The organism is Actinomyces sp. SKVG-SVH-4(1), from assembly GCF_048514265.1.
Lineage (GTDB): Bacteria > Actinomycetota > Actinomycetes > Actinomycetales > Actinomycetaceae > Actinomyces > Actinomyces oris.
The window spans coordinates 253,092-278,341 of sequence record NZ_JBGEVE010000001.1 but is presented as its reverse complement, the minus strand read 5'-3'; the positions used below and the strand labels follow the sequence as shown (position 1 = coordinate 278,341).

The window sequence follows — 25,250 nt, the reverse complement described above, 5'->3', positions numbered from 1 at the left end:
CTCACGGGGACTCAAACGACAAAGAGACTTGACACAACCACGTGAGACAAGCACACTTTCCATATCAAGGGAGTCGGGCACGCGGCGCGCACGCCCTCCCCGCCATCCCGCCTCGTTCCCGAACCCGAAGGAGCCACGATGCTTGAACTGTCCGGCCTGTCCAAACGCTTCGGGAGCCTGCAGGCCCTGGACGATCTCTCCTTGTCCCTGGACCGCGGTGAGATTGTTGGCTTCGTCGGTGCGAACGGAGCGGGCAAGTCCACCACGATGCGCATCGTCATGGGGGTGCTCCACGCTGACGCCGGCACCGTGACCTGGAAGGGAGCCCCCGTGGACGCCGCCATCCGCCGCAGTATCGGCTATATGCCTGAGGAGCGCGGCCTCTACCCCCGAATGAAGGTGGCCGAGCAGCTCATCTACCTGGCCCGTCTCCACGGTCTGTCCGCCTCCGCTGCCAAGGCGGCCGCGAGCCAGTGGACCGAGCGCCTGGGCCTGGAGGAGCGCCGCGGCGACGAGGTGCAGAGCCTGTCGCTGGGCAACCAGCAGCGTGTCCAGCTGGCTGCCGCGCTGGTGAGCGGCCCCGAGCTGCTCATTCTCGATGAGCCCTTCTCCGGCCTGGATCCGGTGGCCGTGGACGTCATGAGCCAGGTCATCTTGGAGCGGGCGGCAGCAGGCGTGCCCACTCTGTTCTCCTCCCACCAGCTCGACGTCGTCGAGCGCCTGTGCGACCGGGTGGTCATCGTCCGCTCGGGCCGGCTCGTGGCCGATGGGACGATTCCCGATCTGCAGGCCACCGCGACGCCCCGTTGGCGGGCCGTTGTCGAGCCGGCCGCGGGGAGCGCACCAGTGCAGACCGCCTCCTTGAACCTGCCCGCCCCCACGCTCGTGGTCGATGACGCCGGCCGCCTGGTCATCACCGCGGCGGGAGCCGATGAGCAGGAGCTGCTGAGCACGGCCCAGCGCCTGGGGACGGTGCGCGAGCTCGGCCCGGTGCGCCACCGGCTCACCGAGATTTTCCGGGATGTGCTGACCACGCCCTCCCGTGAGGGAACCGCCGACACCAATGAGACGAAGGAGACGCACTGATGAGCGACCGGACCACCCCTATTACTCGCCGTCAGGAGATCGCCCTGGTCACCGGCCGCGAGCTGCGGGCGCACCTGCTGAAGAAGTCGACCATCATCCTGACCCTGGTGCTGCTTATCGCCGCCGTCGGCGGCATCGTCGGCGTCAAGCTCTACACCTCGGGCCAGGACCAGGCCTACCGGATCGGGCTCAAGGGCATGTCCCTCTCCCAGGCCGCCGGCCTGGACAAGGCGGCCGCCTCCAACGGGGAGGCGATCGAGCTCGTCGACGTCTCCGCCCACCAGGCGAAGGACGTCCTGGCCGGTGACGCCCCCGAGGGCACGCCGCACGTGGACATGGTCCTGGACGTCTCCGGCTCGACCCCCACCATCACTGTAGACAAGTCAGCCGACGACGCAGTCGTCTCAGGGGTCACGGCCTACCTTCAGCAGTCGGCTCTGGGCCAGCAGATCGCGTCCCTGGGAGGCGACCCCGCCCAGGTGGCCTCTCAGCTCAGCGCCGCCAAGCCCGAGGTGACAGTGCTCCACGCCCCTCAACGCGATTCGGCCGACTTCGGCTCACGCTACGCGATCCTCATGACGATCGACATCCTGCTGCTGTTCGCCATCATGGGAGGCGGTCAGTTCATCGCCCAGGGAGTGGTGGAGGAGAAGTCGAGCCGGATCGTGGAGATCCTCCTGGCCTGCGTGCGGCCCAGCTCGCTGCTGGCCGGCAAGATCCTGGGGATCGGCATCGCCTCGGTCCTGACCACAGGACTCGTCGCCGTGGCCGGGGTCGTCGCCGCGAAGGCCACGGGAGTCATGCCGGAGATCAGCCTCAACCTGGACGGCGTGCTCGTCGCAATGATCGTGTGGATGATCGTGGGCTATGCAATCTTCTCGGTCGCCTTCGGGGCCGCGGCCTCGCTCGTGAGCCGCCAGGAGGACGTCAGCTCGGTGAGCATGCCCCTGGTCATGCTCTCGATGATCCCCTATGTCCTGAGCTTCATGATGGCCACCGGAGACACCAACAGCATGACCTTCCGAGTGCTGTCCTACCTGCCGCCCTTCTCCCCCTTCATGATGCCTGCGCGCCTGGTGCTGGGGGTCTCCTCCTGGACCGAGCAGTTGATCGCCCTGGGGCTCGCGCTCGTCTTCCTGCCACTGCTGGTGCGCGTGGCGGCGGCGATCTACACCCGGGCCGTCACCCGCACCGGCGCCCGAGTCCCCCTCAAGGAGGTCCTCAGGAGGGCCGAACGGGCCTGAGCGAGAGGTCTCATCGGCTCTCACCTGCCACACCGCGACGACGATGGTGCGACTCCTATGAAGGGAGTCGCACCATCGTTGTCTCATGGCAGGCGTCAGGCGCCCCGCGAGAGGGGCTGGTGGTCAGTCAGCCAGCTCGGGGAACCAGATGGCGATCTCACGGGCGGCGGACTCGTCGCTGTCCGAGCCGTGGACGAGGTTGAGGATGGCGGGGGTGCCCCAGTCACGTCCCAGGTCTCCGCGGATGGTGCCGGGCGCGGCCGTGGTGGGGTCGGTGGGACCCATGAGGCTGCGCACGCCCTCGACGACACGCTGCCCCTCAGCAACTGCAGCCACCACGTTGCCGGAGGTCATGTACTCCACAACACCGGGATAGAAGGGCTTGTCCACGTGCTCGGCGTAGTGCTGGGCGAGGATCTCCTCAGTGGGGGTGAGGACCTTCAGGGCCGTCAGGGCGTACCCCTTGGCCTCGATACGACGCAGGATCTCACCGGTGAGACGCCGCTCGACGGCGTCGGGCTTGATGAGGATGAGGATGCGGCCGGCGTGGGAGGTGCGTGCCATGGGGGCTCCTTGGTGGGTTGGCATTGGAGGGACCAGATGGACCATAACGGGTCCGGGCGCCTACCTGCCATGGCGGGGCCGGTGAAATCAGGCCTGCTCGACGACCAGGATCGGGTCGGCGGCGCGGTCGCGGGCGGCATCGAGGGCGGCCTGAAGGATGAGTGCGGAGGACTGGGCTCCGGGATCGCGGTGGCCGCAGGAGCGTTCTCCCAGGAAGGAGGCCCGACCACGACGGGCCTGGAGAGGCTCGGTCTTCTGGGCACCCGTGGCCGCGGCCTGCGCGGCTGCGGCGAGAACACCGACCTCGTCCTGCCCGCTCTCGGCGGCTTCCCTGGCGGCCATCGCCGCGGGCCGCCAGGCATCGGCCATGGTCTTGTCACCGCTGATGGCATGTCCTCTGGCCTCCAGACCCGAGGTGGCCTCCTCCAGGGCGCGAGCCAGGTCCCCAGGCCCCCAAGCGGCAGCCTCACTGGAGCGGGCGGCCTTGAGGAAGGCCGTTCCCAGCAGTGGCCCACCGGCACCACCGACGGTGGCCATGAGCGTGGTGGCGACGAGCTTGAGGACCCCTCCGGGACTTGCTGGGACACCTCCGGACTGCTGAGCAGCATCGAGCTTGGCGACCACCGCCTTCATGCCGCGCTCCAGGTTGTCCCCGTGGTCGGCGTCTCCGATGGCTCGGTCCAGCTCGGTCAGCTCCGCGCGGTTCTCGGCGATCAGCTCGGCGGCGCGACGGGCCCAGTCAAGGGCCCAGGCGGCGTCTAAGGACATACTGCTTCCTTCTCGGGTCTTAGCAGGTGTTGGTTCCAGGCATGAGCGCCACGCACCCGAGGGTGAAGGACGACCATGCGGCTGTGATCGGGCTCCGCACGGCCCCGATGAGTCCCGACGCGTCCTGGGAACGTCTGTGGGACGCGCCGGAGCAGGCCGGCGAGGTGCTCATCGCCCGCTCGCGCCCCCATCCTCTCACGCCCCCTGCCGCCTCGCGCGCTGAGACGACCGCAGGGCCTGCGACCAGCCCAAACGCACATGCCTCCGCAGTTGGAACGGGGACTCAAGGAGCGCCGTCGAAGGAGCGGGCCGCTGCTGTCAGGGCCTGCCGAACAGGGCGCGAGCCTCGGCAGCCAGGACCACGGAGCCGACGATGAGGATTCCTGAGGCGGTCAGCGGGGCGTCATACCCCTCGGACAGGGCGACCGCCCGCTCCACTCCCTCGCCGAGCTGCTGGCTCACCACGACGCGGTCGGCGCCGTAGACCTCCCGGGCGATCTCACCCAGGTCCTCGACGTCCATGGCCCGAGGCGAGTCGATGGGGACGCACACGACGGCGTCGGTCACCGGTTCCAGGCCCGCCAGGATGCCCTCGGCGTCCTTATCGGCCATGACACCCAGGACCGCGACGAGGTGCTGGAAGCCGAAGGCCTCCTCGATGGCTCCGGTGAGGGCCTCGATGCCGTGCGGGTTGTGCCCGGCGTCGACCAGGACCGTGGGCGAGGAGCGCAGCACCTCCAGACGGCCCGGGCTGGTGACGGAGGCGAAACCGTCCTCGACGATGCGCGCCGGCAGCCGGCGCCCGCCGTGGACCGCCTCGGCGGCGGCCAGGGCGAGCAGGGCATTGTGGGCCTGGTACTCCCCGTGCAGCGGAACGAAGACATCCTCATAGACGGCCGCCGCCGTGGCGAAGGTGACCATCTGACCGCCGACGGCGAGCTGACGGTCGAGGACCTGCAGGACGCCGGCCTCCGGTGAGGTGGGATCCTCCTGCGGGTCCCGCTCCCGGCGCACGACGACCCGGTGAGAGGCCGCGGCCTGCTCGATCTCAGCGGCCGCCTCGGGGACCTGGTGGGCGACGATGACGGTGGAACCGTCCTTGATGATGCCGGCCTTCTCATGGGCGATCTCGGTGATCGACGAGCCCAGCCAACGCTCGTGGTCGCGCCCGATCGGGGTGATGACGGCGACGTCGGAGCCGATGACGTTCGTGGCGTCCCACCGCCCGCCCAGGCCCACCTCGATGACGGCGACGTCGACGGGGTAGTCGGCGAAGGCGGCCAGAGCCATGACGGCCAGCACCTCGAAGAAGGACAGGCGGGGCCCCCCGGCGGCCTGGGAGCGCTCATCGACCATGGCAACATACGGCGCCACGTCCTCCCAGGCGGCGATGAAGCCCTCCTCACTGATCGGTTCACCATCGAGACTGATGCGCTCGCGGATAGTGGCCAGGTGCGGGGAGGTGAAGCGGCCGGTGCGCATGCCGCCAGCGGCCAGCAGGCGCTCGGTCATACGGGCGGTGGAGGTCTTGCCGTTGGTGCCGGTGATGTGAACGGTGCGGTAGGTGCGCTCGGGGTTGCCCAGGAGGTCGAGGACGGCCTCGACCCGCTCCAGGGAGGGCTGGACCTGGTGCTCGGGGGCGCGTGCGAGAATCTCGGCCTCGACCTGGCGCATGCGGGCGGCAACCTCGACGCCGCGGGCGGCGGCTTGCAGATCGCGCAGGTGCTCACCCTCGGAGTCGTCGGCGAGCTGGGGCTCCCAGGAGTCCCAGTCGTCGGAGTCGTCGGCGTCCACCTCGGCCAGGAGCTCCTCGAGGCGATCAGTGTCACCACCCGGAATCATGTTGGCGGCAACGAGCTCACGCAGAGCCTCGAGGTCCTCGCGGTCCTGGGACTCGGCGTCGGCCTGTCGCTGAGCACCGGCCTCCTGAAGCTCGGAGACGGTCAGCCCCTCGCCCTCGGCCAGATCGGGGGCGCCTGCGGCCTCCAGGTAGGGCAGGAGCTCGGGGTCGATGCCGGCCTGGCCGAAGACGGCGTCGACAACCTCCTCCCCCGTAGCCCCCTCGGGGATGCCGAAGGCGGCGCCGGGCCTGACCTGCTTGGAGTCGTCGTCTACGGGCACTGTGCCATCCTTTACTCGACGTGACGGGTTGGGCGGAGGCTCTCTCAAGCGCCCCCTCCCAGCCCTAATCTAGCCGAGGCCCGAAGACTCCCAGCCACTGCATAGTCACGACTGATCGGCAGGGGAATCACGTGAGCGCAATCTCTCACAGCAAGGTCCGCACCCGAACAACGATTTCTTCTTAAATCTTTTTCGGGGCACAAGCCCATTCGGGCGGCTTCGACAATACGACTACCATGATTGTTGTACAAAAACTCGATGAATACATCCTAATTCTCGGTGAAATATTTGAGGAATTCACCAGGGAACCCTATGGGTATAGGGGTAGACATACCCCCCACATGCCTGCCTAGGCTTCCTCCATGCGTTTGTCAGTGATTGGTTGCGGATATCTCGGTGCTGTTCACGCTGCGTCAATGGCGGAGCTCGGGCATGATGTGGTGGGCGTGGACGTCGACGCCCACAAGGTAAATCTTCTGAGTAACGGCAGGGCGCCGTTCTTCGAGCCCGAGCTTGAAGGGCTTCTGGCCCGTAACGTGGAGGCCGGACGCCTGACCTTCACTCAGGACTTCTCCGCCATTAAGGGAGCCCAGGTCCATTTCATCGGCGTGGGCACACCGCAGTCCGAGTCGGGGGCGGCGGACATGACGTACGTCGACGCAGCCGTGACCGCCATGCTCCCCCACCTGGGGCACTGCACCAGCGGCCCTGAGGTGGTCGCCGGCAAGTCCACAGTTCCCGTTGGCACCGCCGCCCGCCTGTCCCAGCTGATCGAGCCGACCGGGGCGCTGCTGCTGTGGAACCCGGAGTTCCTGCGGGAGGGCTTCGCAGTTCAGGACACGCTGCGTCCGGACCGGATGGTCTACGGCCTGCCGGAGAATCCCGACGCCGCCGGCCGCGCCCAGGAGACGATGGACGCGGTCTACGCGCAGATCCTGGCCACCGGCACCCCGCGTCTGGTCATGGACTACGCCACCGCCGAGCTGGTCAAGATCAGTGCGAACGCCTTCCTGGCCACGAAGATCTCCTTCATCAACGCCATGTCCCAGGTCTGCGACGCCGCGGGGGCCAATGTGACGGCCCTCGCTGAAGCGATCGGCATGGACAACCGTATCGGGCGCCGGTTCCTGCGCGCCGGTATCGGCTTCGGCGGAGGCTGTCTGCCCAAGGACATCCGTGCCTTCCAGGCCCGCGCCGGCGAGCTCGGCGTCGGCGACGCCCTGGCCTTCCTCGCGGAGGTCGATCGCGTCAACGACACCATGCGTGCCGGCGTCATCCGCACAGTCGCTGAGCTCCTCGGTGAGCACACGTCGGCGGCCACGGTGACGGTCCTCGGGGCCGCCTTCAAACCGGACAGCGACGACATGCGCAACTCTCCCGCCCTGGATCTCGCCGTGGAGCTGTCGGGCATGGTCGAGCGAGTCGTCGTGCACGACCCGGCCGCCGGCCCGATCCTCGCTCAGAGGACGAACCGCCCCTACGAGGTCGCCGCCTCAGCGCAGTCCGCCCTGGAGGGAACCGACCTGGTCATCATCGGCACGGAGTGGCGCGAGTACCAGGATCTTGACCCCGCCCAGGCGGCCGGTCTGGCACGTAACCGCTATGTCATTGACGGACGCAACTGCCTGGATGCACAGGCCTGGAAGGCGGCCGGTTGGAGCTACCGCGGCATCGGCCGACGGTGAGCGGCTTGGGCGGCGCGGGCTCCTCAGCGCCGCCCAAGCCTGCCGGCGAACGCTGCGGCCACGGCTCGAGCGCCGCCACCCAGCACTGACATGTCGCTGGTCGCCAGGAGGATCAGGCAGACCCAGACCGCCCCGTTCAGCCATGAGCCGCCGTCGAAGGACGTGCACACGGCCATGACGCTGAGCAGCGCGAGCTGGTAGGTCAGGCGCGAGCGGTCCATGGGCAGGTCGATGCGGCGCCTGAGGTCCCGGGCTCGCACCACCAGGACGAGGGCGTAGGCCACCGCTCCGGCCAGGCCGGCGCCCCACGGTCCCATGAACGGCACGAGAGCCACGCCGAGGATCACGTTGACCATCGCCCCCATCATGGTGGAGACCATGAGCATGCGGCTGTTCATGAGTGCCTGGTAGAAGGTGCCGAAGAAGATGGTCATGACCCCGAAGGTCGCCGCCAGCATGAGCAGGGGGACGTAGCGCCATCCCTCGGCGAACTCGGCCTGGAGCATCACCCTGGAGATCGGCCGGTTCAAGGCGATGACCAGCCCGGCGGTCGACAGAGTGGCCAGCGAGTAGCCCCGCAGGACGGAGCCGAAGAAGGCGCCGCGGTCGGGTGAGTCGATCTCGCGGGCGGTGGAGTACTGCCAGGCCTGTTGGAAGACGGAGGCCACGATGTTGATGAGTGAGGGCATCTTGCTCGCCGCGGTGAAGAGCCCGGCAGCTGCCAGGCCGCTGCCCCACAGGACCACGTACCGGCCGGAGACACTGACCAGCCACCACGACAGCAGGTTGGGCACGAGCGGCAGGCTGTAGACGAGCATCCGGCGCAGCAGCGCCCGATCGAACCTGAATGGGGCCAGGAGCCGGTACTCGGCCGACCCCAGGAAGGCGACAAGACCACCCACCAGGTAGCCGATGGTGTACGACCACAGGTAGCCCTCGATACCTGTATGCGCACGGACCAGGAGCAGGTAGGTGGACACCACCATGGCGAGCGCATTGATGAGCCCGTAGGCCACGAAGCGGCGCACGTGCCCCAGCCCACGGGCGAGCTGGGTCGTGGCCTTGAAGACGCACACCGAGCAGAACAGGGCGAAGAACGCTGCCGCGTGCTCCATGTTCCACAAGACGCTGCCCAGGGCGCACGCCACCCCGGTGCACACGACGCCGCCGCCCAGGACCACCAGGGAGTTGGCGAAGAGCTCGCCCTTGGGAACGTCGTCGTCAATGGAGAAGCGGTAGAGGGCCTCCACGACGCCAAGCGAGAGCAGTGGGAGCACGATCTCGATCGCGCTGTTGAGCAGCTCGGCCGTCCCGTACTCACCAGCCGTCAGCGCAGTCGTGTACAACGGCATGAGGACCAGCGAGACGGCCTTGACCGCCAGGCCCCCCAGGGCGAAGACCAGGGTGTTACCCAGCAGGAGCCTCATGCGCCCCTTATGGCTTGCCGACATCGAACTGAGCCTTCCACTTCTCGATACGGTCGAAGTCCAGGCCATGGATCGCGGTCGGCCAGGAGGACTCGATCAAGTCGGCCAGATCGGTCTCGATGGAGTCGCGCTCCACCAGCGGCAAGGAGTAGTCCTTGGCCATCTCCCGCGCGCGGTAGTCAATGGCCACGATGATGGCGCGCCGCTTGCGCTGCAGAGCGAAGATACCCCCGTGCAGACGGTTCCCCACGTAGTCGACGCCCCGGTCGAGCACCTCCCGGAAACCTGCCAGGCTCGGCGTGACGATCTCGACGCCGTCGGCCGCTCCCAGAGACTGCAGGTAGTCCAGGTCGTCGATGGACTGGGGCCAGAAGTGCAGTCGCGAGTAGCTCCTGCGCAGCACGTCGACCATTGCCCGGTCCTTGCGCGGGTTCGGGTGGTAGGAGGTGAGCGTGAAGACCACCTCGTCGCCCTTGGTGCGGGCAATGGTCTCGCAGTGCTCAGGGGTCAGTCCCCACAGGGTGGGGCAGCCGGTGTTCCAGGCTCGCAGTCCCACCCGCTGCAGGAGATGCTTGGTGCGCTCGTCACGCACCGAGTGCACCAGGTCATGGGACAGCACCTTGCGGTAGAGGGCCCGCGTGTAGAGGTTGACCGATGAGGAGTTGGCCCCCGCACCCACGCCGAGACACACCGTGCCTGTGGCCATCCCGCAGTTGAGGTAGTTGATGTTCCATGTCGGCAGGGGCCGCAGCATATTCGTGTACAGGGCGTTGGTGCCGCACAAGAGCTTGATGTCGGCCCCTTTGAAGATGCTGAGCCGGCGCTTGGACAGCAGATACTGCGCCGGCGTGTACATCGGGGTATGGGTGGCCAGGCGCATGACATAGTTCGACGAGAACAGTTCGCGCCAGTTCATCTCAATGGATCGCCCAATGATCTCATCCCCCATATTGAGGGATCCAACGGATGTATCTAAAAGCAGAATATGCTTCATAATCTTCCCTTCTTGCGTCAGCAAGATACTTCAGCTCAACCAGTCAGATCGGCCCAGCAAGGATACGCCGTGTCGACAGACTCGCTTTCCCATAGACATCACGAAAAGACAACAGGGATCATCACACTGTACAGTTAAGACAAAACGCACTGGTTGACACAAAAGCATTTTTACAAGCAGGGCAGTGAATCGTCGCTTTGCACACAGAGCCGTTATACCGCGCACATCCTGCGCCGCCCTCCCCGAGTCAGAGCTGGCGCATCAGTCCCCCGCTCCTGCGCCTCAGGGACTCCGTCACGGCTCGAGCACTGTTGGTGAGAACCGTCATGTCGCTGGTCGCCAGTAGCCCCAGGCAGGCCCAGACCACGGCAGTCAGCCATGAACCGCCGTCGAAGGACATACATGCGGTGATACTGATGAGCAGCGCGAGCTGGTAGGTGAGACGAAGGCGGTCTATCGGCAGGTTGATGCGGCGCCTGAGGTCTCGCGCCCGCACCACCAGGACGAGCATGTAGGCCACCGCTCCGGCCAGGCCGGCGCCCCACGGTCCCATGAACGGCACGAGAGCCACGCCGAGGACCACGTTGACCCCTGCGCCCAGAGCGGTCGAGGCCATGAGAACGCCGCTGTTCTTCAAGGCCTGGTAGAAGCTCTCGAAAAAGATGCTGATGACCCCGAAGGAGGCGACCAGCATGAGCAGGGGGACGTAGCGCCATCCCTCGGCGAACTCGGCCTGGAGCATCACCCTGGAGATCGGCCGGTTCAAGGCGATGACCAGCCCGGCGACCGTGAGAGTCGCCAGCGAGTACCCCCTCATCACGACGCCGAAGAAGGCGCCGCGGTCGGGCGAGTTAATCTCGCGGGCGGTGGAGTACTGCCAGGCCTGCTGGAAGACGGAGGCCACGATGTTAACCAGCGCAGGCATCTTGCTCGCCGCCGTGAAGAGCCCCGCGGCCACGACTCCGCTGCCCCACAGGACCACGTACCGTCCGGAGACACTGACCAGCCACCACGACAGCAGATTGGGCACGAGCGGCAGGCTGTAGACGAGCATCCGGCGCAGCAGGTCGCGATCAAACCTGAATGGAGCCAGGAGCCGGTACTCGGCCGACCCCAGGAAGGCGACAAGACCACCCACCAAGTAGCCGATGGTGAAGGACCACAGGTACCCCTCCACGCCCAGGTGCGCGCGGACCAGGAGCAGATAGGTGGACACCACCATGGCGAGCGCATTGATGAGCCCATAGGCCACGAAGCGGCGCACGTGCCCCAACCCACGGGCGAGTTGGGTCGTGGCCTTGAACAGGCACACCGAGCAGAACAGGACGAAGAAGGAACCCGCATGCTCCATGTTCCACAAGACGCGCCCCAAGGCGCACGCCACCCCAGCGCACACGACGCCTCCCCCCAGGACCACCAGGGAGCCGGCGAAGAGCTCATCCTTGGGAACGTCATCGTCAATGGAGAACCGGTAGAGGGCCTCCACCACGCCCGCCGACAGTAGCGGCAGCACGATCTCGATCGCGCTGTTGAGCAGCTCGGCCGTCCCGTACTCACCAGCCGTCAGCGCAGTCGTGTACAACGGCATGAGGACCAGTGAGACGGCCTTGATCGCCAGGCCCCCCAGAGCGAAGACCAGGGTGTTACCCAGCAGGAATGCGATGCGGTTCTTATAACTCGCCGGCATCGAAGTGCACCTCCCACGTCGGGCTGGCGTCGCGTCTCTCCCGCAGGCAGCCGCCATTCAGATCACCGACACCGGACCTACACGAACTCGCGGAACGGACAGATTCCATCACGGGATCCCTTTCTCGAAGAAGGTTCGGTAGGGGAACAGGTGGTACCACTCGGGCCGGTACAGGAAGAAGATCGTGGAGGCTGCGAGGGCGATGATGACCAGGAGGGCGCCGATGTAGGAGCGCTCGGGCCTGCGGCCCCGCACGGTGAGGTTCACCAGACCGACGACGAAGGGCATGGTCAGGTACATCTCGAGACGATCGACGAGGTTGAAGCCCAGGGACACCGTCACCATGGCTATATCGGCAACGGCCAGTGCCAGGAGACTGCGGGTACGCCCGGAGGGGTCTTCCTCCACGGCGGCCTCCCATCCGCAGGTTGAGGCCAGAAGTATGAGGAAGATGCGCACTACGATCAGCAGAACGGTGGCCGAGCGCACCCCGCCGTCGGCGTAGTCGCTGTTGAGGTAGTGACCGTAGTAGGCGGAGGACGCCGCAAGGGAGTTCATCACCCAGCTCAGTGAGAGCATGCTGGTCCCGATGAGGGCGCCCCATTTGATCCAGTCACCGAAGGTACTCAGCCGCATGGCGGAGACGAGGTAGATGACGAGCAGGAGCAGGGCGCTGAGATGGAACTGGGAGGCGAGCGCGATGAGCAGGGCGTAGCGCAACAGCTTGCGCTCCATGAGCGCGGGGACGGCCAGCAGGAAGATCGCCACCGCAACGCTCTGTCGGGTAAAGAGTGTGAAGTCGTAGAAGGCGGATATGCCGAAGGCGAGGAGGACCGCCAGGGAGTAGTTGGCGGCGTACCGCTTGATGAACAGCACCGCTGATCCGTAGACGAACACCGAGATGATGAGCAGCAGGATGTTGAAGCTGTCCGTGATGCGGCTGACCAGGTAGTTGAGTACGACATAGCCGTACTCGAAGCGGCTGACGGTGAAGGCCTCCTGGAGGGAGGTCGTCGCCTTGATCTCCTCGAAGACCCGGTGGTACTCAATCGTGTCATTGCCAACGCTGACGGCTCGCATGGAGGAGAAGGCCACGAAGGCCACGAAGGCCACGACCAGAATGACCCGGGAGCCCCGCCGACCGGCATTGCCCCGCAGCCCCAGGAGAGCTGCTGGCAGGAGAAGAGCGGCGAAGAGCGCGAAGTGAATCCACATGCTCCGGCATCACCATTCCGCCAGCGCACGGTAACGGTGCGCCAGCCGCTCGGCTTCGTGAGTGATGTCGAAACCCGCGACGCGCGTGGCCCGCTCTGCCTCCGCCCTGCGCCGCGGGTCCCGCCCGTGGTCGAGGGCCTGGCTGACATGGTGCGCCCACTGAGGCGCCGGCATGTCCAGCGGCAGGAAGGAGACCTCCCCAATCGTGACCTCATCGGTCACCTCGTCGGAGCACACCAGCGGGAGCCCCGCGCACTGCGCCTCCACCCCCACCATCGGCAGCCCCTCGTAGAGGGAGGGCAGAAGGAACATGTCCATGGCCTGGTAGAGGTCAGGGACGTCCTTGCGGTCCCCCAGGAACAGAACGCGGTCACTCAGGCCGCGCTCGGCCACCACGGCCTCGATGCTCGGCCGTAGCGGGCCGTCGCCGATGAGCATGAGACAGGCCTCGGGGCGCGCACGGAACAGCTCGGTGCACACATCAATGAGGAACCGGTGGTTCTTCTGCTCACTGAACCGTCCCACATGGCCGACGACGGGTGCCTCCCCCAGCCCCAGCCGGGAGCGCACCTCGGCACGGACCGACTCGTTGAAGCGGTAGGTCTCCACATCGATCGCGTTGGGAACTACCTCGAAGCGGCCTGAGCCGAACAGGAAGTCGCCGGCCGCCCGGGAGCAGGCCAGGCGCGCGTCGGAGTAGGCCCCGATATTGCGGCAGACGAGCCAGTTGCGCAGGCTCCGCAGCCGGGAGTCGGAGTACGCCGTCGCATGGGAGTGGACGGCGAAGGACCGCACCCCGTGGCGATGGGCCACCGGGTAGAGGAAGCGCGACAGGATGGGGTCGTGCAGGTGCGCCACGGGGTACTGCCCCGCATGCTGCTCCAGCACCTGCCCCACGGATGATCGGATGCGTCCGATATGGTTCCCGGCATCGATGACGTAGCAGCGCCCGCCCAGTGCCTCGATCTCCTCACGGTGGGTCTCGTCGGGCGTGGCGTAGCAGAAGAAGTCGAACACCACCTGCGAGCGGTCCATGTGCCTGAGGTAGTTCATGAGCACGCTCATGACTCCGGAGCGCCGGGAGATTGATGAGTTGATCTGCAGGACCCGCAGGGGGCCGCCCCCAAGGTCACGCGTGGTCGATGACTGTTCCTGACTCATTGCCTGTCTGCCTCCGTCGGCCCCGGATCGGTCCGGGGAACTGCTCGTCCTGCTAACGCCGGTCCTCATTTCACCTTGAGGGTCTTGATGAGGACCCACACGCCGATGTGGAAGACGGAGCGGGGGACGCTGAGATGCTCGATGTCGCGGTAGAGCGTCCAGTGGTACTTGACCAGGCTCCGTTTGTTGGCCGACACCGATCCCGAGCGGAGCCGGTACCTCATGAGCACCACCGGCATCCCCCAGATGTAGGGCTCGGTGCGGAGCATGCGCAGCCACAGGGCGTCGTCGTTGCGTTTGCGGATGTTGGGAACCTCGAACTTGCCCAGGCGCGCCACGTCGTACATGACGGTGGAGTTGCCCACCGGGCAGTCCAGGAGCAGGCGGTTGTAGCTGATCCTGGCCGGGCTGCGCACGATCCTGCCGGTGGGCACGCCCTGCTCGTCGATCTGGGCGTAGGCGGTGCAGGACATGGCCACGTCACGCGAGGTCATGAAGTCGATCTGCCGCCTGAGCTTGTCGGGGTGCCACAGGTCGTCGGAGTCCAGGAAGGCCATGTAGCGCCCCTGGGCCAGTTCCATCGCCCGGTTACGGGCCATGGCGGCACCGCTGTTGGTCTCCAGCCGCACGTACCGGATCCGCGGGTCGTCCTTGGCCAGAGCCCCGACCACCTCAGTGGTGTCGTCGGAGGAGCAGTCGTCGACGACGATCAGCTCCCAGCGGGGGTGGGTCTGGGCCTGGACGGTGGCGATGGTCTCGGCGATGAAGGCCCCGCAGTTGTACGTCGGCATGATGATGGAGACCAGGTCGGAGTCCAGTTCGTGATCGTGCTCAGTGCCTGCTGTCATGCTTGCTCCTTAGGTGTCGTCGTTGCGCGCCTCACCTGGCCACCGCCAGGACGGTCCTCAGCGCGATCGACAGATCTCGTCCGATGCTGAAGTTCTGGACGTCACGCAGGTTGAGGCGCATCTTGGCCGGCAGGACCTGAGTGAGGTAGGCATCCTGGCCCGGCGGGGCGGCCGCCAGGATCTCGGCCTCGTCCTTGAACTCGATGGAGGCCGTGGAGGTGACTCCGGCGGGCAGCAGCAAGGTGGCCCGCATCTGCGGGGTGTACTGCTGGACGTACTCGGGCACCTCCGGCCTGGTCCCCACGAAGCTCATCGTGCCGCGCAGGATGTCGATGAGCTGACTGATCTCATCGAGCCGGTAGCGGCGCAGCACCGCTCCGACCTTGGTGACCCGGGGGTCGTTACCCCGGGTGATCTGGTCACCGGGATCTGCCGGCCGGTGCGTCATGGTGCGGAACTTGACGATCCGGAACTCGCGCCCGAACTGGGTGACCCGCCGTTGGCGGAAGAACACCGGTCCGGGCGAGTCCAGCTTGATGAGGGCCGCCAGGATGATGAACAGCCACCCGAGCAGCACGATCAGGATCGTCGCACCGACGACGTCGAGCAGGCGCTTGAGCCGCAGCTGGACTCCGCGCCGGGCCAGTGCCTCGTAGTAGGGGCGGACCTCCTCGGTACGCAGGGAGACCGGCAGCTCCTCCCAGGGCGGCATCGTCATGAGCGGCCCATCGCCGCGAGCGTCTCGAGCGCGCAGCTGATGACGTAGTCGACCTGCTCGTCGGTCAATGAGGTGTGCAGGGGCAGACTCACCTCACTGGCGTAGAGGGCGTAGGCCTGCGGGAAGTCCTCAATGGAGAAGCCGAGGTCGCGGTAGGCGCTCAGCAGGGGCAGCGGCTTGTAGTGGACGTTGCAGGCCACGTCCGCGCGCGCCATGCGCTCGATGAATTCGTTTCGCGCCTCCTCCCCCAGGCCCGGCAGGTTCGCCAGGTAGAGGTGCCCGGAGGAGACGCTCCCGTCCTCGTAGTGCCGCAGCGATGTCACGCCCGCCGGCGCCAGGGCCTGGTCGTAGCGGGTGATGATCTGGCGCCGACGCTCGAGCATCGAGTCGTAGCGGGTCATCTGCGCCAGGCCGATCGCGGCGCACACGTCGGTCATGTTGCACTTGTAGGCGGGGCTGACGACGTCGTACTCCCAGGCCCCCAGGCGGGTCTTGGACAGGGCGTCCTTGCTCTGCCCGTGCAAGGACAGCAGCATGTACTGGCGGTAGAGCTCCTCGTCCAGGCCCAGCTCCGGCCTCCACGTGACGGCGCCGCCCTCCGCGGTGGTCAGGTTCTTCACGGCGTGGAAGCTGAAGGTGGTGAAGTCGGCGGCGCTGCCCGAGGGCGTGCCGTCGCGCCGGGCACCGAAGCTGTGGGCGCCGTCGGCGACGAGGGCGACACTTCCCAGCGCATCCTGGACCGCCCCTGCCGGGGTGAACAGGTGGCTGTGGCTGTCGACGACCGCGCGCAGCGCCGGGTAGTCGCACATGCGACCACCGATGTCGACCGGGATGACGGCCTTGGTCCGCGGGGTGATGGCGGCCTCCAGGGCGCCGGGGTCCAGCCCGTAGCCGCCGTCGGCCTGGCCGGCATCGACGATCACGGGGGTGGCGCCCACATGAACGATCGGGGAGGCAGAGGCCGTGTAGGTGTAGGCCGGGACGATGACCTCGTCTCCGGGACCGATGCCCAGGACCCGGAGGGTCAGCTCCAGCGAGGCGGTCGCGGAGTTCAGGCAGGCGGCCCGGGTGGTTCCACAGCGCTGCGCCACCTGCTTCTCCAGGGTCTTGGTACGCGGTCCGGTGGTGATCCAGCCAGAGCGCAGTGCATCCACCACTTCCTGGCACTCGGCGTCGGTGATGTCTGGAGGCGAGAAATCAACACGCATCAGTCAGCTGTCCTCACTGTTGGCGACGGATTCGTACTGTTGTCAAAACGTGGGTGATAGGTGGGCACCGCGCGAGCAAGCTCCCGCTTGATCTGCTCGCCGCCCTGGGGCAGACAGGCCATGAGCCGAGCGATCTTGTCCTCCACCTCCAGCCTGGTGGGAGGCGGTGCCGTGGAGACGAGGATCGAGGGGTTCTGCGTGGGGTGCAGATCCTCATCGCGCATCTGCAGCTCCTCGTAGAGCTTCTCGCCAGGACGCAGCCCGGTGAAGACGACCTCGATGTCACGCCCCACCCGCAGGCCCGAGAGCTTGATGAGGTTGACAGCCAGGTCGTAGATCCGCACGGGCTTGCCCATCTCCAGGATGAAGATCTCTCCGGCCTGGGCCATGGAGCCGGCGGTGATGACCAGCTGGGCCGCTTCGGGGATCGTCATGAAGTAGCGGGTGATGTCGGGGTGGGTGACAGTCAGCGGCCCACCTGATCTGAGCTGGCGCCTGAACAGCGGGATGACCGAGCCGTGGCTGCCGAGCACGTTGCCGAAGCGCACGGCGGCGAAGACGGTGGAGCGGCTGGTCTGGGCCAGGGCCTGGATCTCCAGCTCGCACAGCCGCTTGGTGGCCCCCATGACGTTGGTGGGGTTGACCGCCTTGTCGGTGGAGACCAGGATGCAGTGGCTGCAGCCGAGCTCCTCCGCCAGACGGCAGACGACCCAGGTGCCCAGCACGTTGTTCTCCACGGCCTCACGGGCGTTGTCCTCCATGAGCGGCACGTGCTTGTGGGCCGCCGCGTGGAAGACGACCTTGGGCCGGTACCGCTGGAAGCAGTCGCGGACGATGCGCTCGTTGGTCACCGAGCCGATGACGACCGAGAGCGTCACCCCCAGCTCGGTCGCCTTGGGCTGCATCTCGTGGAGCAGCTCGTAGGCCGTGTTCTCGTAGACGTCGAAGATGATGATCTGGCTAGGCCGGGCCTCGATGAGCTGACGGACCAGCTCAGAGCCGATGGAGCCACCACCGCCGGTGACCAGGACGACCTGGTCGCGCACGTACCCCATCCCCGTGGAGTCGAAGGCGACCTCGTCACGGGAGAGCAGCTCGGTGATCTCGACCTCCCGCAGTGCGATCCGCCCGTCATCCTGCTGAGCCAGGTCCCGTACGTTCGGGAGGGTGAGGATCCTCAGGCCCGTTGTCAGGCAGATGGACAGGATGCGCTGGCGCTCGGAGGCCAGCGCCGAGGGGCAGGCCAGGACGATCTGCTCGGCCCGGCACTCCTGGGCGATGCGGGGGATGTCGTCACACGCACCGTAGACCTTGACGCCGTGGACGTGGCGACCGTGCTTGGTGATGTCGTCATCGACCAGGGCCACCGGTTCTCCGCACATGTCCTCGTCCCCCAGGTGCATGCGCTTGATGGTCAGAGAACCGGTCTGCCCGGCTCCGACGATGAGGGTACGGGGGCGGGAGCCCGGCTCACCTGCGCGAGCACTGCGGTGGGCGCGGCTGTGCCACAGCGCCCGGGCGGCGAGGCGAGTCCCCGCGGTCATGATGACGAGCAGCGCCCAGGCCATGACGTAGGAACGCACCGACAGCCCACCATCGAAGGCCAGGGAGAAGAGCAGATCGCCGCAGATCGAGCCGACGACGGTCGCGTACAGAATCCTCAGCGCCTCCGCCATCGAGGCGTAGCGCCACAGGCTGTTGTACATCTTGAAGGTGGCGAAGACGCCCACGTTGACGACCCCGAGCACCCCGACGGCCAGGAGGCCGCCGGTCGCCCCCGTGGCGGTCGCCCATTTCGTGGTCCCCCAGGCCGCGGAGTACAGCGCCATATACGTGGCCAGGAAGTCGATGACCATCAAGGCGACCGGCTCGAGCCGGCACAGGGCGAAGCCTCCCCGCTGCGCGCCGCAGTCCGACGGTCTCACGGGCGCCGAGCCCGGTGCTGAAGGGGCGCCCGCGGTGGCACCCCCGGGCGCTGCGAGGGATCGTGCGGGTTGAGGTGCGCCAGGGCGACCAACCTCGGTACTGCGCTCATCACGGCCGGCGGTGCCATGGGAGTCCTGATGCGCTTCAGCCATGAGTCGTCACGCTCCATTGAGTCTGCTGAGGAGCATGGGACACACCGCATGAGAGTGAGGAACTCCGATCAAGCGTTTGACGCTGGCAGGAGCGACAGATTTCAAATGTCATCAGGGTTTCAATCTGCATATGGGCGAGCAGGTTTCACTGCTTCGCGGGACGGACTTGGGGATGCGGCTCCTACTGCTCAACAGGAGGAAACGACACAGAAAAGGGCACACGGAACCCATTGAAAAATCACTAACAGATTCCGTACTTAATGCTCAGCATTAATCTAACACCAAGAGTCACCGATTGGAAGATTTTGAGGATGCTACTCCTCGATCGTCGTTTACCAACAGATCCACTTCGGCACAATGGTATAAATCCACAGGCGACTGGGCCCGAGAGCCTGAAGCGTCAAGATTCATTCCAGCGGAACCCCGGAGCACACACCCCAACGACTAACGTCAGTGCGACTGCAAAGTAACATTTGGATAAACATCCTTGACGTCACGTCTCGGCTCTCTGCACACGTGCCGCATTCAGTGAAGGAAGGGTCAGACGGTGGCACTCTCCGCATGAGTGACGGCAGCCTGGGCACTCCGACTACCGCGCCCGAGATCGGACACGTTGGTGAGCACCACGCCGAGCATGTGCCCGCCTCCCTGCCCCACGGCCAGCGCGGCCTCGCGAAGCTCTTCGGCAGACGTGCGCCCGGCTCGCGCCACGAGGAGGACGCCACCGGCATACTCGGCCAGCACCACAGCGTCGGTGAAGCGGCATACCGGAGGCGCATCGATAATCACGATGCGGTCTGCGGCCAGATGATGCAGGAGGTCACTCATGTTGCGGCCCCCGAGCAGCTCAGAGGGGTTCCCGGGCATGTCGCCGGCAGGCAGGAGCTCCAGGCCCGGCACCTCGCCTTCGACCAGGACCTGACTGAGACGAGCAGTCCCCACCAGGACCTCCGCGAGCCCTGGGGCACCCGGGGCGCCGACCGCACTTGGCGAGCGCAGGTCTCCCCCGACCAGGACGACCCGATGACCGGACAGAGCCAGGACTCGCGCCAGACCGGCAGCCGTCGTCGAGGCCCCCTCCCGCGGACCAGCAGAGGTGACGACCACGACCTGCCGAGCCCCGTGAGACAGGGCATGGAGCACGTTGGTGCGAGCGGCCCGAAGCCGCTCCTCGACCTCCGTCTGCGCACCACGACCCAGTCGCAGAGGCGACGGATCCTTCGGCAGCACGCCGAGCACGGGCGCCGACAGGGCCTTGCGCACATCCTCGGGCCCCTTGAGGCTCTTGTCGAGCAGCTCCTGGACGAGAATCCACACGTACCCCAGAACCAGCCCGGCCAGCAGCCCCACACCCACACAGGTGACCAGGGCGGGGGACCGAGTAGCACTCACCAGCTCGGCGGAGGACAGCAGGGAGATCTTCACCGGAGAGTCACTGCCCTCCAGCTCAGTCACCTCTTCGGCCGTCTGGCGGACGACCTCATCGGCCAGAACCTGAGCCTGACGCGAGGTGGAGGCCTCCACGGAGACCTGCACCGACACGGTCTCAGGCGTCCGCGTCGCCGACACCGAGGAGGCGAGCTCTTCCGGGGTGACATCCAGCTTGAGGGACTCGATCACGCGCTGGGCGACTGCCTCCGAGGTGAAGACCGGAACGGCGGCGTCGGCCTTCAAGTCGGCGAGCTGTGCCGCGTTGTAGTGGGACTGCGTGTTCAGCCCCGGGTCTCCGCCCACCTCCACGTGCAGGTAGGCCTGAGCCGTCGCCGTATAGGAACTCGGCGTCACGAAAGCGAACGCTACTGACAAAAGTACACAGATCACGATCGCCAGCGCGAGAGATCCGAAACGTCGACGAGTTAGATGAAGAAGGTCCTCGAGCGTCATCCGCATACCACCTGTCATTATTCAGGACTGATAGGACACAGCACTCACCAGCATGAAGCGACAGTCACGATACCCCACGAAGGAGCGCCAGAATTAATGACACAGACAGTAACACGCGAGAACCCGAACAGGGCAAGTGACCGACGGACTTAATGAGAAAGCCCTCACGCACATCGAGAGACTTGATAGGTCTCACTCACCGAGCACGACGATTTTCGTAGAAAATCTACAGACACCATTCCCTGAGCATTAAACCATCACAGGATGATGCCCTTGAACGACTTCTTCTCGGGAAGGACGATTCGATCACCGAATATACGGTTGTAGCGAGCGGGAGCAAATTCAGACAACCCATCGGCGTCGGTGAAGGTGATCTCACCGAAGTAGACACGTCCCCGCACCTGGTAGAAGTCAACGCGCGCGCAGGCGAACCCCTTCCCGAGCCTGCTGGCGAGCCGGAGCATGGTCTCCAGGCCGCTCGGCGGGGGAACGTCCGGGGCACGGACAGCCTCGCAGGTGTACTCGAAGGGGGCTCGGGTCCAGTCGGGCAGGTAGGTCCCCCGCATCGCGCGCCCCGCGCGCCTGTCCACGGTGAAGGCGAACTGGACGACGCCGTCGAACACCATGAACTTGTAGTCTCTCAGGCCCCCTGTGCCGTCACGCAGGAAGCGCTCGCACACGATGCGCGGCTCGCAGTACTCGTAGTGCAGCTCGAAGCCGCCCTTCATGGCCTGACGCAGGCCGAGCCACTCCCTGAGGCGTCCACGGGCCCACTCCTCATCAAGAGCACTCTTGTTCGGTACGAGGATGTTCCACCCCGAGCCGTGCGTGGCCTTGAGGACGAAGCTGGTCGGCAGGGAGGCGAAGTCGATCTCATCAGGCGAGTCCCACACACCCAGCAGAGGTACGAGGTACTCCTCCCCCACCGTGTCGGCGACCCACTCGCGCACCAGGAACTTGTCCGCCAGACGCCCTTTGAGGGGTGTGGAGTCATAGAGCTTGAGCCAGTGGATCTTCTCAGTCATGGTGCGCGGCGCCTCCAGGTGGCAGGGGCGTCCCTTGAAGAGCCAGTACCAGTGCTTGAGGGCCGCACGGTACTGGGGCGGCGACAGGTGACAGTTGCGGTGGTAGATCGCCTGCTTCAACCATCCCTGAGCCGGCGGGGGAAGAACTGCTTCTGCAGCACCCTTGATACTCATCGTCCGTACCTCTCACAACCAAGGCCACCAGCGAGCCTGCTCCAGGGAGAAGGCTGCGCACGAAGCCTCCCCTACCGCCGTCATGGCGGTAGAAGGCATGCTGACCGGGAGATGGGAGAGGCGAACCGCGGGAGGAGGAGCACAGTTGCTCAACCAGTTCCTGGTGGCCGAGCAACGGGATTATTCTGCCTCACACCTCAGGTAATAGGAAAGTTAACCTACCGGCGTGTCGGATCGGCTCCGCGTCGCCGTGCGCAGCGCCCCTCCCGGCAGCTCATCGCCACGATGACATCACTGGGCTGGGGCGGGAGAACCTCAACTCGTCTCTCGGACCTGGATGCAGGAGTGGGGCCGGCCAGACCGAGCTCATCGGTCTGGCCGGCCCCACGACGCGGCCCGTTCGCCGGCTGGGTCAGCTATCCCTCGCCTCGGCGACCTTCTCAACCGTGGCGGTGGGCTCCTTCGCGGCCGGGTCGGCCACGACGGAGGCGTCCACGCAGCCGACCTCCCGCTTGATGAGGTCCAGGTGGGCACCGGTCCAGGCGCCCCGGACTCATGACCCGGTCACGCTATCTCAAGCACACAGGCCGTTCTCCCCGCTCGCGCGGGGTTTACGGGCACAGCGTGCCCGTGGGCCGCAGTTGGGTCGGATCATCCCCGCTCGCGCGGGGTTTACCGAGTCTTGACGATACGCGATGCGCGACATATGGGATCATCCCCCAGGGGGTCGGCAAAGTCGGGTCAGGTGGTTGGCTGGGTGATGAGCTTGATGGCGCGTTTTGGTTGTCGTGACAGGGATCTGGCGGTGGAGGCGATAGCGGCTTGGGCGCCGTGGGCCAGGCGGATGAGGCTGATGGTCAGGTTGCGCAGGGTGGTCATGATCTCGGGGCCGTTACGGGTGCGCAGCTGGTGGCGGCCCTCATCGAAGACGACATCACGGACCGACGTGGAGCCGGTTCTCGATTCCCCAGTGCCCTTGGACCCAGGCGGCAACCTGCTCAGGCTGGGCCTGTTCCATGGGCAGTGAGCAGACCCGGGTATGCCACCTCAACGTGCTTCCTGCCCTTGACGGTCCTGGTACGTCGGACCTGGAGAACCTGAGCCGCTACGGGGAAGTCCACCCACTTGGGTGCCTGGACAGCCTCGGGCGGTGCGCCGCACCCGCCGCCCGAGGCCGGTGTCGACACTCGAGACGGACGGGACCTTCTTCCAGGGCAGGTCCTTGAACGTCCTGCGCAGAGTCTTCTGGTTGCCTTTGACGGTGGAGCACGTAGTGGCCTCCCTGATCGCGGATCCACTGGGCAGTATCCACCTGTGTGTGCATGGCGTCGGCGGTGACCACTACCCCGTCGAGGTCGAAGGGCTCAAGAAGCTCTCTGATGACGGGGATCTCGTTGGACTTGTCCACTACCCGGGCCTGGGTCAGCACGGCGCCCGTGGCGTGGTCCAGAGCCGACAGGAGGTGCGGCGCCGAGGCCTGCCCCAGGCGGGCCCCGCGCACGGTCTTGCCGTCCACCGCGATGACTGTTCTTCCCTCGACGGTGCCGGTACGAGTGCACAACCACGACCTCAGACGGGTGTTGAGGTCGGTGGGGTCCAGGTCCTGCAGCACCCGCCGGATGGATGACTGCCGACGGCAGGGCCTGCCCCGTCTCCAAGCCCAGGGACCGCAGATCAGACGGGGGCAGGTCGGTGGTGTGCTCCCAGATGGCCGTCAGGCTCCGGCAGCCTGCGAACACTCCTGTCACGGCCAGGGACAGGACCGTGAACAGGCTGTGGCGCACGCCCCGCCGATCCCGGGGGTCAGTGATGCTCCTTAAGAACCTGGGCCAGGGGCTGGCGCGACAGGACAGACGTGGTGGCCGATGACATCAGCGCGGGCTCCCAGGACGAGGAGATGACTAGACACCACTCATCGTCCCTACGGGGCCCGCGCCCCCGTCCCAGCGACACACCACCCCCATCAAAGCGGCTCAGACACCCTCACCCACCGACCTTGCCGACCCCCTGGATCATCCCCGCTCGCGCGGGGTTTACCCCTCGTTGTCAATCTTGGTGCGCTTGTCGGTGGGATCATCCCCGCTCGCGCGGGGTTTACTCGCTTCCGGCTTCTCCAGCGCCACCGATCAGGGGATCATCCCCGCTCGCGCGGGGTTTACCACGGTGGCCCCTCGTTCCTGAATCCGCCGTCAGGATCATCCCCGCTCGCGCGGGGTTTACTTGTGCTCTCGGTGCTGGGGGCGCTGAGTGTTGGGATCATCCCCGCTCGCGCGGGGTTTACTGTTCGCGCGCTTCAGGGCGGCCGCCGCCTGCGGATCATCCCCGCTCGCGCGGGGTTTACTTTGCCGGTCTGCGAGACCGGTGTCCCCCGGGCGGATCATCCCCGCTCGCGCGGGGTTTACATCTCCCGCCGGAAGATCGGCGCATCCGGCGGGGGATCATCCCCGCTCGCGCGGGGTTTACGAATCGACGTGGCTGACGATGTGGCGAGTATCGGGATCATCCCCGCTCGCGCGGGGTTTACATGACATGGCGGGCGCCTTGCCGGGGAAGTGGGGGATCATCCCCGCTCGCGCGGGGTTTACCGAGCCCTCGTCGCCACCCGCGACGGGGGCTCCGGATCATCCCCGCTCGCGCGGGGTTTACCTACGCCGTTGACCGTGCGAGCGCGCGTTTCCGGGATCATCCCCGCTCGCGCGGGGTTTACAATCGGGCGCCGTGGGTGAATAGCGTGTCGTCGGGATCATCCCCGCTCGCGCGGGGTTTACACCCCCTGGTTCTCGAGCAAGGCGAACGCCATGGGATCATCCCCGCTCGCGCGGGGTTTACTATGATGCGATATTGGAACTAACGATAGGACCGGGATCATCCCCGCTCGCGCGGGGTTTACAGTGGTGGTGGCCGGATGGTCGAGGCCCCCACGGGATCATCCCCGCTCGCGCGGGGTTTACCGCCTCGAGCTCGGTGAGCGCGGCGAGGTGCCCGGATCATCCCCGCTCGCGCGGGGTTGACAGCCCCTGCCGGAGGTTCCCGGTCCAGTGGTCGGGATCATCCCCGCTCGCGCGGGGTTTACTGCCCCCACTGGGTGGACACGGGCACCAGCGGAGGATCATCCCCGCTCGCGCGGGGTTTACCAGTGACGGTGAGAATCTCGGACCCGAAGAGGGGGATCATCCCCGCTCGCGCGGGGTTTACCCGAACGGGCCGGCGCCAAGGTAGCGGCCGTTCGGATCATCCCCGCTCGCGCGGGGTTTACTGGCCGAGCAGGTCCCAAAGCGTCCCAAGGCCGGGATCATCCCCGCTCGCGCGGGGTTTACGCCAAGGCCGCGCCCACCCTCGGCAACCTCGGCGGATCATCCCCGC

At 66.4% G+C, this 25,250-nt stretch carries 19 protein-coding genes, 1 pseudogene and 1 CRISPR repeat array; of the genes and pseudogenes, 3 read left to right on the top strand and 17 right to left on the bottom strand.

The genetic code is table 11. From position 1 onward, the window contains the following. The first annotated feature begins 138 nt into the window (after positions 1–138). Together AB7V09_RS01085 and AB7V09_RS01080 are read left to right on the top strand one after the other, a co-directional pair. On the top strand, positions 139–1,086 hold the full coding sequence (locus AB7V09_RS01085; RefSeq protein ID WP_315175176.1) for an ABC transporter ATP-binding protein: 948 nt from the start codon (positions 139–141) through the stop codon (positions 1,084–1,086). Continuing rightward, on the top strand, positions 1,086–2,330 hold the full coding sequence (locus AB7V09_RS01080; RefSeq protein ID WP_419142666.1) for an ABC transporter permease: 1,245 nt from the start codon (positions 1,086–1,088) through the stop codon (positions 2,328–2,330). The genes AB7V09_RS01085 and AB7V09_RS01080 overlap by 1 nt, the downstream gene beginning before the upstream one ends. A 123-nt stretch (positions 2,331–2,453) precedes the next feature. On the opposite strand, the gene ndk is transcribed toward AB7V09_RS01080, so the two are convergent. The 3 genes from ndk to AB7V09_RS01065 all read right to left on the bottom strand — a co-directional run bounded on the left by ndk (position 2,454) and on the right by AB7V09_RS01065 (position 5,783). After that, the gene (ndk, locus tag AB7V09_RS01075) at positions 2,454–2,894 is read right to left on the bottom strand and encodes a nucleoside-diphosphate kinase (RefSeq protein ID WP_010613562.1); all 441 of its coding nucleotides are present in this window, start codon (positions 2,892–2,894) and stop codon (positions 2,454–2,456) included. A gap of 87 nt (positions 2,895–2,981) precedes the next feature. Further along, complete coding sequence (gene dhaL / locus AB7V09_RS01070; protein WP_010613561.1) at positions 2,982–3,662, bottom strand: dihydroxyacetone kinase subunit DhaL; 681 nt, start codon at positions 3,660–3,662, stop codon at positions 2,982–2,984. A 318-nt stretch (positions 3,663–3,980) separates the two neighbouring features. Then, entirely contained in the window at positions 3,981–5,783 is a 1,803-nt protein-coding gene (locus AB7V09_RS01065; RefSeq protein WP_419142665.1) for a bifunctional folylpolyglutamate synthase/dihydrofolate synthase, read from the bottom strand. Between the two features lie 362 nt (positions 5,784–6,145). Here AB7V09_RS01065 and AB7V09_RS01060 point away from each other — a divergent pair, with 362 nt between their 5' ends. Further along, positions 6,146–7,468, top strand: a complete 1,323-nt coding sequence (locus AB7V09_RS01060) for a UDP-glucose dehydrogenase family protein (protein WP_419142664.1) — start codon at positions 6,146–6,148, stop codon at positions 7,466–7,468. A 23-nt stretch (positions 7,469–7,491) separates the two neighbouring features. Here the strand turns inward: AB7V09_RS01060 and AB7V09_RS01055 are convergent, their stop codons facing one another. The 14 genes and pseudogenes from AB7V09_RS01055 to AB7V09_RS00990 all read right to left on the bottom strand — a co-directional run. Then, complete coding sequence (locus tag AB7V09_RS01055) at positions 7,492–8,919, bottom strand: lipopolysaccharide biosynthesis protein (protein ID WP_419142663.1); 1,428 nt, start codon at positions 8,917–8,919, stop codon at positions 7,492–7,494. After that, positions 8,903–9,844 (bottom strand): polysaccharide pyruvyl transferase family protein, encoded by a 942-nt coding sequence (locus AB7V09_RS01050; protein ID WP_256699596.1) that lies wholly within the window; start codon positions 9,842–9,844, stop codon positions 8,903–8,905. The genes AB7V09_RS01055 and AB7V09_RS01050 overlap by 17 nt, the downstream gene beginning before the upstream one ends. A 292-nt stretch (positions 9,845–10,136) precedes the next feature. Then, positions 10,137–11,576, bottom strand: coding sequence for a lipopolysaccharide biosynthesis protein (locus AB7V09_RS01045; protein ID WP_419142662.1), 1,440 nt, complete (start codon positions 11,574–11,576; stop codon positions 10,137–10,139). Between the two features lie 108 nt (positions 11,577–11,684). Further along, positions 11,685–12,791, bottom strand: coding sequence for an EpsG family protein (locus tag AB7V09_RS01040; RefSeq protein WP_075415125.1), 1,107 nt, complete (start codon positions 12,789–12,791; stop codon positions 11,685–11,687). A 9-nt stretch (positions 12,792–12,800) separates the two neighbouring features. Continuing rightward, complete coding sequence (locus AB7V09_RS01035) at positions 12,801–13,952, bottom strand: glycosyltransferase family 1 protein (protein ID WP_419142661.1); 1,152 nt, start codon at positions 13,950–13,952, stop codon at positions 12,801–12,803. Between the two features lie 65 nt (positions 13,953–14,017). Further along, positions 14,018–14,800 carry a glycosyltransferase family 2 protein gene (locus tag AB7V09_RS01030; protein WP_075415123.1) on the bottom strand — a complete coding sequence of 261 codons (783 nt, stop codon included), beginning with the start codon at positions 14,798–14,800 and terminating at the stop codon, positions 14,018–14,020. A 31-nt stretch (positions 14,801–14,831) separates the two neighbouring features. Then, positions 14,832–15,512 (bottom strand): sugar transferase, encoded by a 681-nt coding sequence (locus AB7V09_RS01025; RefSeq protein WP_419142775.1) that lies wholly within the window; start codon positions 15,510–15,512, stop codon positions 14,832–14,834. 2 nt (positions 15,513–15,514) lie between these two features. Further along, entirely contained in the window at positions 15,515–16,726 is a 1,212-nt protein-coding gene (locus AB7V09_RS01020; protein ID WP_075415121.1) for a DegT/DnrJ/EryC1/StrS family aminotransferase, read from the bottom strand. After that, the gene (locus tag AB7V09_RS01015; RefSeq protein WP_419142660.1) at positions 16,726–18,804 is read right to left on the bottom strand and encodes a polysaccharide biosynthesis protein; all 2,079 of its coding nucleotides are present in this window, start codon (positions 18,802–18,804) and stop codon (positions 16,726–16,728) included. The genes AB7V09_RS01020 and AB7V09_RS01015 overlap by 1 nt, the downstream gene beginning before the upstream one ends. Before the next feature lie 540 nt (positions 18,805–19,344). Then, complete coding sequence (locus AB7V09_RS01010; protein WP_419142659.1) at positions 19,345–20,589, bottom strand: polysaccharide biosynthesis tyrosine autokinase; 1,245 nt, start codon at positions 20,587–20,589, stop codon at positions 19,345–19,347. 356 nt (positions 20,590–20,945) lie between these two features. After that, positions 20,946–21,887: an ATP-grasp fold amidoligase family protein gene (locus AB7V09_RS01005; RefSeq protein ID WP_308503502.1), complete on the bottom strand. Its 942-nt coding sequence runs from the start codon at positions 21,885–21,887 to the stop codon at positions 20,946–20,948. A 741-nt stretch (positions 21,888–22,628) separates the two neighbouring features. Continuing rightward, positions 22,629–22,880, bottom strand: coding sequence for a hypothetical protein (locus AB7V09_RS01000; protein WP_419142658.1), 252 nt, complete (start codon positions 22,878–22,880; stop codon positions 22,629–22,631). Between the two features lie 112 nt (positions 22,881–22,992). Continuing rightward, positions 22,993–23,499 (bottom strand): ISAs1 family transposase, encoded by a 507-nt coding sequence (locus AB7V09_RS00995; RefSeq protein ID WP_419142657.1) that lies wholly within the window; start codon positions 23,497–23,499, stop codon positions 22,993–22,995. A gap of 79 nt (positions 23,500–23,578) precedes the next feature. Further along, positions 23,579–23,671, bottom strand: a pseudogene (locus AB7V09_RS00990) (DDE transposase family protein); the annotation flags it as partial. A gap of 225 nt (positions 23,672–23,896) precedes the next feature. Then, a CRISPR array of direct repeats spans positions 23,897–25,204; the repeat unit is 28 nt; unit sequence GGATCATCCCCGCTCGCGCGGGGTTTAC. Positions 25,205–25,250: the final 46 nt, after the last annotated feature.